Source organism: Candidatus Paceibacterota bacterium (assembly GCA_041666545.1).
In the GTDB taxonomy this organism is placed as follows: Bacteria; Patescibacteriota; Minisyncoccia; order Phycocordibacterales; family JBAYGS01; genus JBAYGS01.
The window spans coordinates 90,301-105,450 of record JBAYGS010000004.1 but is presented as its reverse complement, the minus strand read 5'-3'; the positions used below and the strand labels follow the sequence as shown (position 1 = coordinate 105,450).

General features: G+C 44.6%; 15 protein-coding genes. All 15 read right to left on the bottom strand.

Annotation, left to right across the window (positions count from 1 at the left end):
• The coding region (locus WCT25_04020; GenBank protein MFA6536564.1) for a hypothetical protein at positions 1-3,760 on the bottom strand (3,760 nt) is incomplete at its 3' end.
• 3 nt (positions 3,761-3,763) lie between these two features.
• On the bottom strand, positions 3,764-5,248 hold the full coding sequence (locus WCT25_04015) for a fibronectin type III domain-containing protein (protein ID MFA6536563.1): 1,485 nt from the start codon (positions 5,246-5,248) through the stop codon (positions 3,764-3,766).
• 2 nt (positions 5,249-5,250) lie between these two features.
• Entirely contained in the window at positions 5,251-7,317 is a 2,067-nt protein-coding gene (locus tag WCT25_04010) for a hypothetical protein (GenBank protein ID MFA6536562.1), read from the bottom strand.
• Positions 7,318-7,447: 130 nt separating this feature from the next.
• Positions 7,448-8,896 (bottom strand): Asp-tRNA(Asn)/Glu-tRNA(Gln) amidotransferase subunit GatB, encoded by a 1,449-nt coding sequence (gene gatB / locus WCT25_04005; GenBank protein MFA6536561.1) that lies wholly within the window; start codon positions 8,894-8,896, stop codon positions 7,448-7,450.
• Positions 8,897-8,919: 23 nt separating this feature from the next.
• Positions 8,920-9,897 (bottom strand): GTPase ObgE, encoded by a 978-nt coding sequence (gene obgE / locus WCT25_04000; protein MFA6536560.1) that lies wholly within the window; start codon positions 9,895-9,897, stop codon positions 8,920-8,922.
• A gap of 79 nt (positions 9,898-9,976) precedes the next feature.
• On the bottom strand, positions 9,977-10,321 hold the full coding sequence (locus tag WCT25_03995) for a four helix bundle protein (protein MFA6536559.1): 345 nt from the start codon (positions 10,319-10,321) through the stop codon (positions 9,977-9,979).
• A gap of 28 nt (positions 10,322-10,349) precedes the next feature.
• Entirely contained in the window at positions 10,350-11,246 is an 897-nt protein-coding gene (locus WCT25_03990) for an MYG1 family protein (GenBank protein MFA6536558.1), read from the bottom strand.
• Between the two features lie 65 nt (positions 11,247-11,311).
• Entirely contained in the window at positions 11,312-11,713 is a 402-nt protein-coding gene (locus WCT25_03985) for a hypothetical protein (protein MFA6536557.1), read from the bottom strand.
• A gap of 96 nt (positions 11,714-11,809) precedes the next feature.
• Entirely contained in the window at positions 11,810-12,298 is a 489-nt protein-coding gene (locus WCT25_03980; protein MFA6536556.1) for an 8-oxo-dGTP diphosphatase, read from the bottom strand.
• 4 nt (positions 12,299-12,302) lie between these two features.
• Positions 12,303-12,917: an HD domain-containing protein gene (locus WCT25_03975; GenBank protein ID MFA6536555.1), complete on the bottom strand. Its 615-nt coding sequence runs from the start codon at positions 12,915-12,917 to the stop codon at positions 12,303-12,305.
• A gap of 35 nt (positions 12,918-12,952) precedes the next feature.
• The gene (locus WCT25_03970) at positions 12,953-13,273 is read right to left on the bottom strand and encodes a four helix bundle protein (protein MFA6536554.1); all 321 of its coding nucleotides are present in this window, start codon (positions 13,271-13,273) and stop codon (positions 12,953-12,955) included.
• 185 nt (positions 13,274-13,458) lie between these two features.
• Positions 13,459-13,848, bottom strand: a complete 390-nt coding sequence (locus WCT25_03965; GenBank protein MFA6536553.1) for an NUDIX hydrolase — start codon at positions 13,846-13,848, stop codon at positions 13,459-13,461.
• Positions 13,849-13,887: 39 nt separating this feature from the next.
• Positions 13,888-14,271, bottom strand: coding sequence for an HIT family protein (locus WCT25_03960; protein MFA6536552.1), 384 nt, complete (start codon positions 14,269-14,271; stop codon positions 13,888-13,890).
• A gap of 14 nt (positions 14,272-14,285) precedes the next feature.
• Positions 14,286-14,777, bottom strand: a complete 492-nt coding sequence (locus tag WCT25_03955) for an asparaginase domain-containing protein (GenBank protein ID MFA6536551.1) — start codon at positions 14,775-14,777, stop codon at positions 14,286-14,288.
• 7 nt (positions 14,778-14,784) lie between these two features.
• Entirely contained in the window at positions 14,785-15,147 is a 363-nt protein-coding gene (locus WCT25_03950; GenBank protein ID MFA6536550.1) for a hypothetical protein, read from the bottom strand.
• Between the last annotated feature and the right edge of the window lie 3 nt (positions 15,148-15,150).

Here is a 15,150-nt window from a genome sequence, read left to right as displayed (position 1 = left end):
GATTGATGGCCGCAACATTCAAACCGTTCGTGAGAGTTGAGGTGGCGGAGGCGACGAAGTTGCCGACGCCTTGGATTGAGAAAATACTGCCCGGAGTAGTTGTACCGATACCGACATTGCCGGAGTCCAGAACTACGAGTCTGGAAGTATAAGCGGAATCAGTAACTTCAAAAGCTCGACTAGTGGCAGTGGTAGTGGTACCGACAACTGAAAGCGCTGCGTAAGGAGTGGTGGTACCGATACCAACTCGACTGTTGCGAATTCCACCGGCGCCGTCTGATTCGGCGTAGACAGACAGGAGGGCGTTGCCGTCGATTTTGGCGCGATAACTCTCAACCGTGCCGGCAGTGGCCGAAGAACTAACCGGCAAATCGGTCCATGTGACAATGCCGGCATCAGTATCGAAATTGAGCGTACCAAGATTTAGATTGTCGACAGTTGTCACACCTGAGGAGTAGTCGTAGACCAGACCACCCCCACCAACAGACAACCCCCCTGCAATAGTCGAGGTAGCCGAGGCGTTGGTGACATCCAATCTCGTCACCGAAGCATCACCGGCAACCGAAAGGACTGCATATGGTGAGGTGGTACCCAGACCAAGCTTACCTGCCGAGGTAACGATAAGGGCAGTTGAGGTTGCAGAAGCGGTAGAGGTTGAAATTCTAAATAGATCGGCGGTGCCGAGAGACAGACCGGCCAGATAAAAACCGACCGAGGAGCTGCCTTGGATAGACAGACTAGCACCCGGAGTTGTAGTCCCAATCCCAACATTGCCGGTACTGTAATAAATATCTGACCCGTTTGTCGTCCATTGTGATGATGCCCCACCTACGCACGTCCCATTGATTGAGAAACAACCCGAGGCAAGGTTGAGGCCGTTAGCAAAAGTTGAGGTCGCAGTACCAGTTTGATTAATTGCCAAGACACTTAAACCGCCTGCAAAAGTCGAAGTGGCAGTGGTTGTGGCGGTGAAATAAGGAGCAGTAAGAGAAGAGTACAGAGTTGAGATTGTCGGAGCAAAGTTACCGACTCCCGCTACAGAAAGAATTGTTCCTGGAGTAGAGGTACCAAGGCCGACGTTACCGGTCGAAGCTCGCAACCTCAACAAATAAGGAGCCGAATTGGAACTAAATAAAAAATCTCGGGCTTTAGTTTCAATGTTGTTGACCGCATTAAAAACACCTATCCGCATGTATTGTGAAGAATCGGCCGCGGTACCAAAACCCAAGTAAATTCCACTACTATCGGTACTTTGATTTATAGTCAAATTATTTGCAGTATCATAAAGTCGAATTTTTTGACCACTATTGCCGGCCACATCAAGTCCAATTTGTGGCGCCGCCGTCCCGATCCCCACATTACCGCTCGGATTAATATAAAGAGAGTTTGCCGGAGCGGCTGAATTAACAGTCAATCCGGCATTGTTGCCAGCGGTAAGCCCACCAGCAAAGGTGGAGGTGGCAGTAGTTGAAGTTGCGGTGAAAATGTTGGCCAAGACTCCGGTTGAACCGGCCACAGCTAAAGCAGTGTACGGAGAGGTCGTCCCAATCCCAACATTGCCGGTACTGTAATAAATATCTGACCCGTTTGTCGTCCATTGTGATGATGCCCCACCTACGCACGTCCCATTGATTGAGAAACATCCGGCGGCCAAATTAATACCGTTAGCAAAAGTTGAGGTCGCAGTACCGGTTTGATTAATTGCCAAGACACTTAAACCGCCGGCAAAAGTCGAAGTGGCGGTGGTGGTGCCGGTGAAATATGAGCCAATAATATTGTTGCCAAGGATGTCCCCCGCCACTGAAAGTTTCTGACCGGGAGTGGTGGTGCCGATGCCGACGGAGCCTTGTAATATTGTATTAGTGATACTGGTATTGCCAAGTGTTACTGAATTCGAGCCATTACCGATAGCAGAAGATCCGATTACAATTTCATTGGTGTCTCCGGCACTTAAAGCCATACTGTTATATCCTATAAATACAGAGTTGTAACTGGTTTGGTTATTTGTTACACCATCTGCCAAAAATGCACCAGCTTGGTAACCACTGGCAGTATTTTGGTAGCCGGTCGTGTTGCGGTATAGGGAACTGTAGCCAGTGGCAGTATTTTGGTAGCCGGTAGTGTTACCTTCAAGAGCAGAAAGTCCGAGCGCAGCGTTATGATAGCCTGTGGTATTAAAGTACATAGCGAAGGCACCATCCGCAGTGTTGCTGTGACCTGAAGTGTTGGAGTTGAGAGATTGATTTCCGACAGCAGTATTTCGATAACCCGTGTTATTACTAACAAGAGCGGAATAACCAAGAGCTGTGTTTTGATAGCCCGAGGTGTTGCTATTGAGGGAAAGATAACCGTTAGCAGTGTCATGGTGACCTGTAGTGTTTTTATAGAGAGCCTGATATCCAATACCAACATTATAATCAGCTGCGTTGGTTTTGCCTGTAGCATTATCAGCTGAACCAGCTTGATACCCTAACCACGTATTATATTGTCCTAAGTCATATTTACCTGCTTGATAACCAATTTGTGTTCTTAAATCAGCACTATCAAAAGAAATCAAATCCGCCACCTCCAGTAAATTTCCCGGCGTCGCCGTCCCCACCCCGACATTCCCATTTTGCAAAACCGTGAGACCCGAGGAGCCGGCAACTGAAAGACCTCCGGCGAAAGTTGAAGTTGCGGTGGTGGAGGTAGCGTTAAATGTCGAGGCTGATGAGAAACCACCAACGACAAGATTGCGGGAAATATCGACTAGACCAGAGAAGGTGGAGGTGGCAGTAGTTGAAGTTGCGGTGAAAATGTTGGCCAAGACTCCGGTTGAACCGGCCACAGCTAAAGCAGTGTACGGAGAAGTCGTCCCAATCCCAACATTGCCAGCGGTGTAATAGATATCTGAACCTGAAGTCGTCCATTGTGATGAAGCACCACCCACACAGGCGCCATTAATTGAGAAACAACCGGAAGCCAGGTTAAGGCCATTGGCAAAAGTTGAAGTGGCGGCACCGGTTTGATTAATTGCCAAGACACTTAAACCGCCTGCAAAAGTTGAAGTGGCGGTAGTGGTGCCGGTGAAATATGAGCCGATAATATTGTTGCCAAGGATGTCCCCCGCTACTGAAAGTTTCTGGCCGGGTGAGGTGGTGCCGATGCCGATGTTGCCAGTACTTAAAACATTAAAAATATTTGTCGCGCCGTTTGTAATATCCAAAACATTACCAGCGCCAGTTTGGTTTATAGTCAAGAAAGTCGAAGCGGTTGAGGTGGAATTGGTGGCATCCGATCTTAAGAACTGGGCAGAATTTAAGCCGCCAAGTTTGACCGACTCGATTGCCGAAGGCACCGCGCCTAAGATTTTTCGTGGAGACATTTCAGAGTCACTCTCAATCGTCACTCCTAAATAAAGAGTCTGGTTAAAATCCACGCCCGTAAGCGGAGTAGTCGAGCCAAGCATCACGCTGAAGAGACCGCCGGTCACCGTCACTTCGTTTGCACCCGTCAAAGCTTCGGTCCAAAGAGCCGTTCCGCCGGCTGACGCCGTATAAAGAGAAAAAGACATTGCATAGGTGCCATCGGTGACGGCCGTGCCGGCCGAATCGGTGAGTTTGCCTTGGTAGTTAATCTGCTGATTGATGGCCGCAACAGCTTCCGGTACTAGGACAAAACCGAAGGCCGAAGTTGCGGTCAGAGAAATAATACTTGCCATCGCCAAAACACCGGCGATTTTTTTGAAAAACTTTTTCTTTGTAAAAGCAAGCAAGTTCATTTTTTAAGCAATGATGAGAAGCATTCTCCCCAGACCAACCAAGAAAATCATGATCAAAATCACGATTCCAGCCTCATTCAAGGAAATGTTTGGCCAAACTTTATGGATGGTGGCACCGAGCTGATCGGAGACAAATCTGGAAAATGGATACGAGGCGTTCACTTTCCCGTCAATTACTTTGATGGCCTGATTATCATGATCGATAATCGCAATCCGCACTTTATAAGTCCCCGCCTCACCCAAAGCCTCAACCGAAGATTCGTAAGCGGTAAGCCCGCGATTTACCCGAAGCATGAAAGAAAACTGTCGGTCGGGGATTTCGGCGTTTTGGACTGTGACTAGAATAGTTTTTAGAACTTCCGGCAAAGTTTCGTAGTTAACTACCATTTTAAACGGTACCGAACCATTGATTGCGAACCCGTTAGTACCAGCATTAATCAGGCGATTACCTTGAATAATCTTGAAGTCGTCGAAAGTGACCTGATTGAATCTTGGATCGACTTCGGTAGCTTTAGGAATTGAATCGAAGACATCTGGCACAACCACAACCGGTGCCACGCCCTGAATCTCAATCCGGCCGGAAATCAGAACTCCTGAAGAATAATTGCCGGCAGAATCTTGAGAGAAAATTGAGTAGAAATAATTTGTATCGATGTCAATGTTCTGATCAACCACAGAACCGCCATTGCCCCGATAAATCAAAATGCCGTCAGTCGGCCCGGCTGGATAAAATTCCTCCGATCTGACAACTACAACATCACTAAAATCCGTATCAGTCGGGTTTTGCCAATTGAGCCTGACGGCTTTGCCCTCGGCCGAAATCGTAACATCCTGTGGGTTGGCTGGCGGAGTAATGTCTAGCGATGGAGTGGCGACCAGTGAGGCGCCCTCGAGACCAGCTCGGTTATTATTGGAGTCAACTGAAGTAAATCTGAAGTAATAAGTCTTGCCGGCGACCAGATTAGGAATTGTAAAATTATGATTCAAACTCGAAGTCTGCTCGGATAAACTGCCGAGCTCGTAAGTCAAAGTCTCACCCCAAGCTAAAGTAGAGACCGCGTTTTCACTCGTCTGCCAAGTGACAGTAGCCGAAGTGTCGGTTCGACTAATTTGGATTCCACTAACCAAAAGCGCCGGCAACCAATTGCCGTTGACATCGCCGTGCGGCCCATTGGCGCCGACGGCGGTTGTTGCGGTAGTACTATCGCCACCACCACTGCCACCGGAAACCGCAGCCGCCACTTGACGGTAACCGGCCTTAAGAATATAGAGCGCGCTTGAGAGCAGACCTGTGCCGGTTTCGCCCACAGTATCACTCACCTTGTAGGAAGCGCTTGAACTATTTTCCGTCCCGCCAATATTCAAGCTGTCAGATTGGATTTGATAAGTCGCACTTTGCATCACTGCCGCAAAAGCACTTGGCACCAAGACTAGGCTTAGAACCACAAACAACAAGAACAAGATTATGATGTAACTTCCAGTTTCCATGATTATTGTTTTACCGGGACCAGAACATAAATGTACGCGGAATTTCGACCACTCTTGAAATTTGGCTTCACAATCCCAGACTGCCCGGTCTCATCTGGAATCACTTCGACAGTATCGGAAAAAGTCTCTCGGATTTCATTTTTAGCCGCCTCATCCGCGATAGCACTAACACTTGGTTTAACAGCAATCCCGCGCCTCTCATTATCTGCTTTGGTTGCCAAGACTCCCCCAATATTCATCTCCGAGCTTTGCTGGCTAATATTTAGATATTGAGTCAAGCGAGAATAATATTCGCCGGATAAAATTGAGGCGACAGCTCGATAAAGAACTGTCGGCACTTCCACAACCTTGCCAAACACAAGACCAACTTGACCAACAACTTTGCCAAAACCTGAAACTGTAAGTGACTTAGCATCCGAATAACCAGCGGTCAGACCTTCCAAGATCTCACCCTTGGCTAGTCTTAAAACGGCAATGACCCGAAGTGACAAATCCTCGACTGAATTTTTCAGATTACCAAACCATGAACTAGCTTGGACTTGAGACTCAGATTTAGTTGCAACTGCGACAGAAACTGCAGCCACACTTGGTGAACCTCTACCAATTTTGGCAATCCGACCCATCGTCTGGCCGACTTGATTTCGAAAATTAAAACCTAAAGTTTGATAGAAACTTGGAACAGTCTGGATAGCCGAGGCCAGTCCATTTGAAGCCACCGTCGGCCAACCAAACATAGCCGAGACAAACTTGGAACTGCCGACATTGGCAACTCGACTTCGAAAATCAAATCCTAAGTTTTGATATAAATTGGTGAAATTTTGGGAGAGAGCGTTGACACTTTGTGACAGAGCCAAAGGGTAAGTGGCCGCCAGATCAGACCGGAGGTAAACGACTGCACTTACCCGAGCCAACACACCGAGACCTTGATACAGCTTGGCAAAATTGTGCGAGAAATTATTGAAACTCTGCGAAAAGACTTTCGGGTAAACAGCGACTACGGCTGTTTTAGGATAAGTAGCAAGATCAAATCTCAAGTCTGAACCCAGCCTTTGATAAACCCCTGACAAATCTTGGAAAAAGCCAAGAAAGCCTGTAGTAAATTTGGCCGGATATTTAACAACGACACCAGAGCCACCAAAGGCCACGAGATTATTCCTAAAATTTACGCCCAAATTTTGATAAAGCCTAGCCAAATTCCAAACTCCAGCAACATATTTTTCTGACAGCCTGACCGGACCATTGATGATTTTATCTGAAAAATCAGACTGAACAATCGCAACCACATCTCGCCTCAAATTAGCGCCAAGATTCTGATAAAGATGACCGAACAATTTTGTCCCGGCAGTAAAAATTCTGCTTGGCGCATTGGCAATCGGACTATCTGTAAATAAATCGCCAATTCTTGCCGTCTCCCTGACAACTCCAAGATAAGATTCGCCGAACCACTTAACCAGATTTAAAACATGGTCGCCAGAATGAGATAAAATTTCCAAATCATAGTCAACAGCAACTTCGAAACTTGTCATCGCTACGGTTGCAAAATGGACCGGAGCAAGTGAGACATTAGCGACCACTGCAGTGCCGGTAGTTTTAAGTAAATTGGCTGCCGCTGGAAATGGATTATTCTCCTTAGCAATTAAAATGGTGGAGAATAGTACCGCCACGATAAAAAGCGAGAGCAGTCGGGTCATCGAATCAGCCGAGGCTTCACCAAAAAGATGGAAATGCCGTGGCAAACTTGTTTGTGAGTTGGTGTCGCTTTTATGGGTCGGATTTTGGATAGGTAAACTGGCAAATTCATTCGCCGTCGGAATAGCCTCCTCGGTCAATTTTACCTGCTCAATTTTTGACTTCTCGGATATCCGAGAATCATTACCACCTTGTGAGGCGGCTTCCTTGTGTTTCAAGATCGAATCCTCATTCACAAACCAAGTCCGTCCGATTCGCTTACTCTCAACCTTGCCGGTACGACAAAGCTGGCCAACATAATCAATTTTGTAGCCAGTCAAATCCGCCGCCTGCTTGGATGGAAGGTACTTTTTGCCGTTAAAAATTAGGCCCTCGTTCATTTCCCTTAATTATAAAATAAAAAAACGGCTTTAACTAAGGATGAGTGGGGATATCTCGGCTATCCGAGACTATATTTTAAGCCATTTTTTCGAGAAGGTTTTTTAAAATCCAAAAATTGAATGAAAAAACTTAATTTAGCTCTTTTTGGAGGAGTTCGGAGAGAATTTTTGGGTTGGCTGAACCCTTGCTCAACTTCATTCCTTGACCAATCAAAAACTGAACCGAGGCGGTTTTACCAGCTTTGAAATCAGCGACAATTTGAGGATTATTTTTGACGACTTCCTTAACAATTTTATCTAAAGCTCCTAAATCACTTTTTTGAACCACGCCAAGTTTCTCGGCCAAGCTTTTTGGCTCACCACCCTCCTTAAACATCAACGCCAGGACATCTTTACCACCACGCGAAGAAACTTCGCCACCAGCGATCAATCGGATTAGATCAGAAAAATTCTTAGAGCCGATTTTCGCTAAAATATTTTCGATATCATCACTGCCATCATTTTTTTTGATCAAACCCTGAAGATCAGAGAGCAGATAATTGGCAGCTAGTGCCGCTAGTCGAGACACATCAGCACCGAAATCAGCTAAAACTTGGCTGAAAAATTTTTCTAGAGCAAAATTAGAAATCAGATTTTCGATATCAACCGTTTTTAGGCCAAAATCTTTTGCATAGCGAGTTCGCTTTTCACTCGGCAACTCCGGAATTTCTTTTTTTAAATTAACAACAGAAAATTCTTGGAGTTCGCTAAGTTTTAACTTGGGCAAATCCGGGTCAGGAAAATAGCGGTAATCGTGGGAATCCTCTTTAACTCTTTGTGGAAAAGTAATGCTTTTATCCTCGTCCCAACCTCGAGTTTCTTGAACCAGCTTTTCCCCTTTTTTTATAATTTTAATATGACGGTCCAGCTCGAAGGCAATGGCCTGTTCGACAGACTTGAATGAGTTGAGATTTTTAACTTCAACCTTAGTACCGAAGACCTCAAGACTATCCGAAACTGAAATATTCGCCTCCACCCGCATCTCGCCTTTCTCCATATTCGCTTCCGAAACGCCCAAGGTGCGAAGCAAAAGCTGAAGTTCGCGGGCAAATTGACCGGCTTCTTCCGCCGAATGGATTACCGGTTCAGTCACCAATTCCATGAGTGGCACTCCGGCGCGATTAAAATCAACCAGGCTAAAGTTGCCGGTCTCATGAGTCGATCTCGCTGTGTCTTCCTCAAGATGCACCCTGGTGAGCTTGACTCCGGCCAATTCCCCGCCTTTTACCAACGGGAATTTGTACTGACTGATCTGATAACCCTTTGGGATATCAGGATAAAAATAGTTTTTACGGTCAAATTCGGTAAAATCGGCCAATTCACCGTCAACCGCGAGGCCGACCTTCAAAACATGCTTAACCGCTTCCCGATTAATAGTCGGCAGTGTTCCAGGATGACCCAGACAAATTGGGCAGACATTCATATTGGGCTCTTTTTCGTCCGGATTGTTTTTGGAATTGCAAAACATCCTAGTTTTGGTACTAAGTTCGGCATGAATCTCAAGTCCGATTGTTGGAAAATACTTTTTATCGTCTTCCATGAAAATTAATTTTAGCACATTATCTAGCCCTGATTCTCGCGCAAGATTTTCACAATTTCATCACTAATCCTTTTTATCGCCTGATCATCAATAACCGATACCGAAAGGATCTTCGGGCTGATGCTTTTAAATTGTTTTTTAGCTTTGACGAGAGCTGTCTCGTCTACAAGATCGGTCTTGGTCAAAATAATTACTTCCGGTTTTTTAGCGAGCTCGGGATCAAACTTTTCCAGTTCGGCTCTGATGGTACGATAAACTTTTAAAAGATCTTCGTTTTCTAGAGACACCAAATGGAACAAGACTTTGGTCCGACGAATATGTCTCAAAAATTTATGCCCCAAACCCCGCCCTTCGGAAGCGCCTTCAATCAAACCCGGAATGTCCGCCAAAACAAAACCGTAAAGCGCACCAAGATGCGGTTCGAGAGTGGTGAATTCATAACTACCAACTTTCGAATTGGCGTTAGTAATGGCGTTAAGCAATGAAGACTTGCCAGCATTTGGTAAACCCACCAGACCGGCATCAGCAAAAAGTTCTAGCTCAATTAAGAAATCCGCCGATTCGCCGTCTTTGCCCGGAGTCCACTCTCGTGGGGCAACATTGGTCGAACTCTTGAAATGTTCGTTGCCAAAACCGCCAACTCCGCCGGATAGCAATTTTTGCTCTTCCCCCTCTTTCAGAAGCTCGATTTTGATGCCACTGTCTTGATTCGTAATCACCGAACCAACCGGCAATTCGACTATCAAATTTTCACCGGCTAAACCACTTTTGCTTTGCTTGGAACCCGCTTCGCCATTATCGGCGCGAAGGGCTTTGATATTACGATAACGCACCAGAAGACCCGGATCGCGAACCGCCCGCACATAGACATCGCCACCTTTGCCACCGTTGCCACCCGAGGGGCCACCTTTCTCGATAAATTTTTCTTGGCGCCAACGCACCACTCCAGCACCACCCTGGCCAGCAGACAATTTAATTTTTATTTCATCGATAAAAGCCATAAGAATGAGTTATAAAGTTAAAAAGTTCACCAAGTTTATCAAGTAAAAGAAAATACCGATAGCCTATGGACTAATTGCACTAAAGCACCTTAATAAGGCCCGAAATAAGCTTGGAAATTTCCAAAGAATTCGAATAAATTTCTCGTGATTCCGCCTCTTTAAGATAACCTAACTCTACACCAATTTGAGTCATCGAGCGAACTTCCCCGCATGACCCCTTTGCAATATAGAGAAATTGCTTGAACTCCTTATTACTCCGCCTCTCATAACCCTCAGCTGTATTATTTGAAATACTTACTACCGCTCTTTGCATTTGGTCTTTAAAGCCAAAATCTTTATTACCATGTAGCGCCTTGTAAACAATTACCACCAGATTTTTTGACTTCTGCCACGATAAAATATCTTCAAACTTATCTATCTTCATACTTTATAAACTTGAAACTTGACGAACTTTATAAACTTAGAGCGAGTCTTGCGAGCTCTAGCGCTCCATCTTTCGATTTGGCAACAGCGATAAAAAGCGCGTTGTGGCAAAAAGTTGCGTCCGTCACACCGGTGATCTCGGCCAAATCTTTACCGGACTTGCCGGCCCAAGCCAATGGTAGGTCCTTCCGATTTTTGAAAGAAAAAATGTTGTCTCGAACGGCGCGAACCTTCCAAGACGAAATTGTGTGATCTTCAGAAATCGGCTCAATAATAAAAAGTGGCTCCGGATATTTGGCCAAGACCTCGGCCCATGGCAACTTCTGGTCAAAAATAACCAGCCTCTTATCTGCCGACTCTTGATAGGCTTTGACTACTAACAATTTCCCCTCTTCTTCATCTTTTAAAATTTGAATTTCGCGAACGATTAAATCCTTAGCAAAATTTACGGCTTTTCTAAATCCCTGATCCATCTCCTCACCTTCACTTTTCCAAGTCGGCAAGAATGAGAAAATTACTCCGGCTAAGGTATAAGGGTAAACATCGCCAAAAACCGGCTTAAGCTCTCCGTCCCCGTTATCCATAATATCTATATACCTGACAAAATCATGATCGAAAAGATTGGCAATCTCCTTTGGACCGGCAATCTTGTCGCCAAATTTTTTCCAAACCAAACCAAAGGAAGCAAACGGGACACCGTCTGGACGCTTGCCAGCTCCGCCCTTTTGATGATGATCGAACCGATTTTTCGATTCATCATAAATCCCTCCAACATCAAAAACATAATCACCCTGCGAGATTAAAACCTCATCTCGAGTTCTGACCAATTCTAGATTTTCAGTTTCCAGTACCAATTCCAAGGTTGCGGCAGCAAAAACATCGTCCGGATGAAAACTGCCGCTGTGAGTAATGATTCTAAGTGACATAAATTTTAGCCCGCGCGCTTATATCACAATCTGCAAACTCTGCAAAAATGTGCGCACAAACAAGCTTATGGTTGCTTCTGAACTAACAACTCTTTAATCTCCTGAACTTGCTTTTCCAGATTTGTCACATGCAAGTGAACATTTTGAATTGTATACTCGCCTTCTATAACCTCCTTTTCAGTTTTCTCAGTAGTTTTTTTCTCATGCTTAAGGCCGGAAATAATGATGGAATCGCCGATAAAGGAAGCGACCAGAAGTCCGGTACCCATCAGGACCAGCGCCCCAATTATGAGTGAGCCCCAATTCGAGAGTCCGTAGTCATCCGCCACATGCCAAACTCCGCGCCAAAATAGAACATGGGCGGCACCGCCGACGATAGCGTAAACAATCGGCGCTCGGCTCAAAAGTCCTCGGTTTTTATCCTCAAATTTATCAAAGAAACGAACGAGTTTTTTAATCATAGTCATATATGTTTCATTATAGAAGATGACGCCCCGCGGCGCAACGCCGCGGGGCTTTGGGGATAAACCTGTGGATAGCCTGTTAGTAAATCGTGGACAACTCTACATCAAAGGTTCAGTAAAACCGCCAATTTTTACCCGATGTTCGATTACCTTATCGCCTGGCGCAAAAAGAAAATAACCTCGAAACTTTTTCCCTTGCAAAAATATCGGCAACCAATACGGATCATCGCCCCACATCTCCTTAAAAGGAATCTCGTCGACAAAAAACCACTTCGGCGCCATCTCCTCGCTTTCTTTCGGAACACCTTTAAATTCGTGAACTTTAAAAATATGGACTTCCGAAATTTCCGGATTATTTTGAAATTCAAAATCAACAATTCCCAATTGTTCAAGTTTGCCGGCCTCAATTCCAGCCTCCTCACACAACTCTCTCTTGGCGCTATTTTCGATAGTCTCACCTGGCTCAAGTTTACCACCAAAACCATTCCACCTCCCCTTCCCAAAACCTCTCTTCTTCATGCCAAGAAGCACCTTCCGCCCTTGGTGCGGAATAATCAGCGTCAAAATCATTTTTGTTTTCTCCACCATAAATTTAAGACTTTTTCTTTTTGTCGACTTTCCAGTCTCCACCCAAGTGTCGATTTTTAGGAGACTGATTGTGCCAATCGTGGGGATCTGTCTTATCGATTTCATCCCACATTTTTTTAGCTGACTTGGTAAAAAGCCTAGTGTAAACACCGGCTTTTCTCTGCGGTGCTATTTTTTGTCTGATCGTAAAACCTTTAGCTTCATACTCTTTGGTCTCGAGTTCAATGTCCAAAGTGTCAGCATCCTTGACGATTTTGGCCTCTAAGCATTCCCGCTTCTCGTATTCTTCAAAAATTTCAAGCATTTCGGCTTCGTGGACAGTCCCGGCAAACATATCCCGCGCCGCTTCAGTTTGCTTCCGTTCAACATATTGTCGAGATAAGTAATGCACATCGCCAGCTCGACTTTCCGGCAGATCGTGGACCATGGCCATTTTCAAAATTTTCTCATGATTTTTGGCGCCTTCCATTTTAGCCAAAGTCAGAGCGATCCAAATCACCCGAAAAATGTGTTCGGCATTATTGGCTACCGAGTCATCAAAAAATTGCTTCCAGGTCCGATCAACATGGCGTAGAGAGCTCACCTCAAAAAGAAAATTTACATTATTTTTGAAATTCATTGGAGAAAATATCGATATTTCGAGATATCGATATACTAGTCTTTATAAAATCGTTTGTAAACTTCCGGCGCCATTTCTTTGGTCATTTCCTTGAGTGGGTCCGGCCTTTCGGCTGGTTTAAATTGAACGCCACGGTGCGAGCCGCCTTTAACTTTCTCAGCAAAACTGCGAATTAACCTCGCACACTCATCGGTTAGAACCATTCCCTCTCGATATTTCGAAATATCGATATATTTCCGATCCGAAGCTATTACCAATTGACTTCGCACTTCACCAACCTCACCTTTGGCAATAAAAAGCGCATCGACAAATTCATTTCTTGTGCCTCGATCAAAACCCTCGGCAATATTGGACATTGGTGAAATTGCCGCTCGGCGAATTTGCTTTTTAAATCATGGTCTTTAAACTCGGCTCGGTCAGTAATATCAAAAATAAAATTTGCCAATTTGCGAGACTTCTGCCAACAAATCAAATCTTCAAATTTTTCAATGCTTGCCATAACAAAGATATTTCGAAATATCGATATGTCGATATATGAATTTCAAATCTGATTAATGATACTTAGAAAAAATTGCTTATCTTTAGGGTGCGTTAGAAGCTCGGCCACTTTTTCTTTCAGCACCCAACGCGCTTCAGGGTTTTCTGGGTCTATTGGTTTAAGAATATCAGATTTAGATTTAAACAAGAACATCAAGATTGTCTTCTGTTCGCTCCTATCCTCTCTACCGTCTTTGCCAATCCTAAAACGCTGATATTCACCCAAGGTTTTAACAAATTCCAAATCCGACAAGCCCGATTCTTCCAAGGTTTCCCTTTTGGCGGCTGAAATAGCATCTTCTCCCGCCTCAATATGCCCCTTGGGCAATGACCAAGCTGTGCCATGCTGACTCACCACCAAAACTTCTCCTTTTTCGTTCAAGACCACCCCCACCACCGCTTTTAGTCTCTCTAAATCTTATTTTCCATGACATTAAATTTTGTCTCTACTATGAAACCACATTTTTAAATTGTCTTCAGGGTATCTTGGGACAACATGGAAATGCAGGTGGAATACGCTCTGTTCTGCATCTTTCCCGCTCGCGTGCATGATGTTTACACCGGTTGCATTATGTTCATCACAAAGTCTCTTCGCCAAAACCTTAAACATTTTGCCAATTTGGCCCAGGATTTCCTCAGGAATTTCAAAAATATCCTTAAAATGTTGCTTGGGAATTATTAAAGTGTGACCCTTGGTTGCAGGGTTTTTATCCGGAAATGCAACTATAAGTTCGTCTTCATAGGTAATTCTGCGCTCTTCTGAATTACCATTGATGATTTCACAAAACACGCATCTTGTATTGTCTTTATTTTTCATAATGACTCATCTCCTTAAACTGACTCGACAAATTTACCGTCTGCCCGATCTCTCTTTACTCTATCCCAATTATAAACCCGCCCATTCATTGCAATGTAAATACCGGGCGGGAGAGTTTGCACCGCCGCAACCGCAACTCCGATATTGAACATCGCATCAGAATCCGAAAATTTCTCCGGCCTCATCGCCCCAGTAATTACTATTACCTTGTCTTTTATTCCGCTTAACTTTGAAGCGGTTTCAGTCATTGTATCAGTGCCGTGAGTCAGGATAATTTTACTGTCACTGATGTTTCTACAAGTCTCGAGTATTTTCTCTCGATCAGCTTCAGTAATGTCTAAACTGTCTTTCTTAAGTAGAGGGATGATTTCATATTGAAAATTTGGGTTTATTTTATCCAAAACCCTCCCGACAGCGGCCTCACCTATCTCAAAAGCATAACCCTTCATTGTCCTCGGATAGCTTTTATCAATCGTGCCGCCAATTTGGATAAAAGTTATTTTCATAATTAAATTATACACTCATATTTGAATCAACAATAATTTGGTACTGGTCTTCGTAGAGAACCCGTGCCGGCCTGTTGATAGTTATAATGTCTGTCTTACCGTTTACGACTGATGCGTGCCAACTCATTAATCCAGATTCTCGATATTTTCTTAGTCCATATTCAGTCCAATAAGATATCGCCCCCGGATAGTCTAAACCTTTTTTCGGTAGCCAAGACCCATCTGGTTTATTCCCCCTTCTTGGATCATTTCTGGGACAATCTTTCTCGACAGCCTCATAAACCCCCACATCACCGACAACAATTCTATAGAATTTTTCAGACTCACTTCCTGCGGGATCTTTGGTATTCCTAAAATCTTTCCTTGACATTTT

Coding starts and splice junctions, on each gene's coding strand:
- WCT25_04015 (MFA6536563.1), bottom strand. CDS start 5,248: ATGGAAACTGGAAGTTACATCATAATCTTGTTCTTGTTGTTTGTGGTT.
- WCT25_04010 (MFA6536562.1), bottom strand. CDS start 7,317: ATGAACGAGGGCCTAATTTTTAACGGCAAAAAGTACCTTCCATCCAAG.
- gatB (MFA6536561.1), bottom strand. CDS start 8,896: ATGGAAGACGATAAAAAGTATTTTCCAACAATCGGACTTGAGATTCAT.
- obgE (MFA6536560.1), bottom strand. CDS start 9,897: ATGGCTTTTATCGATGAAATAAAAATTAAATTGTCTGCTGGCCAGGGT.
- WCT25_03995 (MFA6536559.1), bottom strand. CDS start 10,321: ATGAAGATAGATAAGTTTGAAGATATTTTATCGTGGCAGAAGTCAAAA.
- WCT25_03990 (MFA6536558.1), bottom strand. CDS start 11,246: ATGTCACTTAGAATCATTACTCACAGCGGCAGTTTTCATCCGGACGAT.
- WCT25_03985 (MFA6536557.1), bottom strand. CDS start 11,713: ATGACTATGATTAAAAAACTCGTTCGTTTCTTTGATAAATTTGAGGAT.
- WCT25_03980 (MFA6536556.1), bottom strand. CDS start 12,298: ATGGTGGAGAAAACAAAAATGATTTTGACGCTGATTATTCCGCACCAA.
- WCT25_03975 (MFA6536555.1), bottom strand. CDS start 12,917: ATGAATTTCAAAAATAATGTAAATTTTCTTTTTGAGGTGAGCTCTCTA.
- WCT25_03970 (MFA6536554.1), bottom strand. CDS start 13,273: ATGTCCAATATTGCCGAGGGTTTTGATCGAGGCACAAGAAATGAATTT.
- WCT25_03960 (MFA6536552.1), bottom strand. CDS start 14,271: ATGAAAAATAAAGACAATACAAGATGCGTGTTTTGTGAAATCATCAAT.
- WCT25_03955 (MFA6536551.1), bottom strand. CDS start 14,777: ATGAAAATAACTTTTATCCAAATTGGCGGCACGATTGATAAAAGCTAT.
- WCT25_03950 (MFA6536550.1), bottom strand. CDS start 15,147: ATGTCAAGGAAAGATTTTAGGAATACCAAAGATCCCGCAGGAAGTGAG.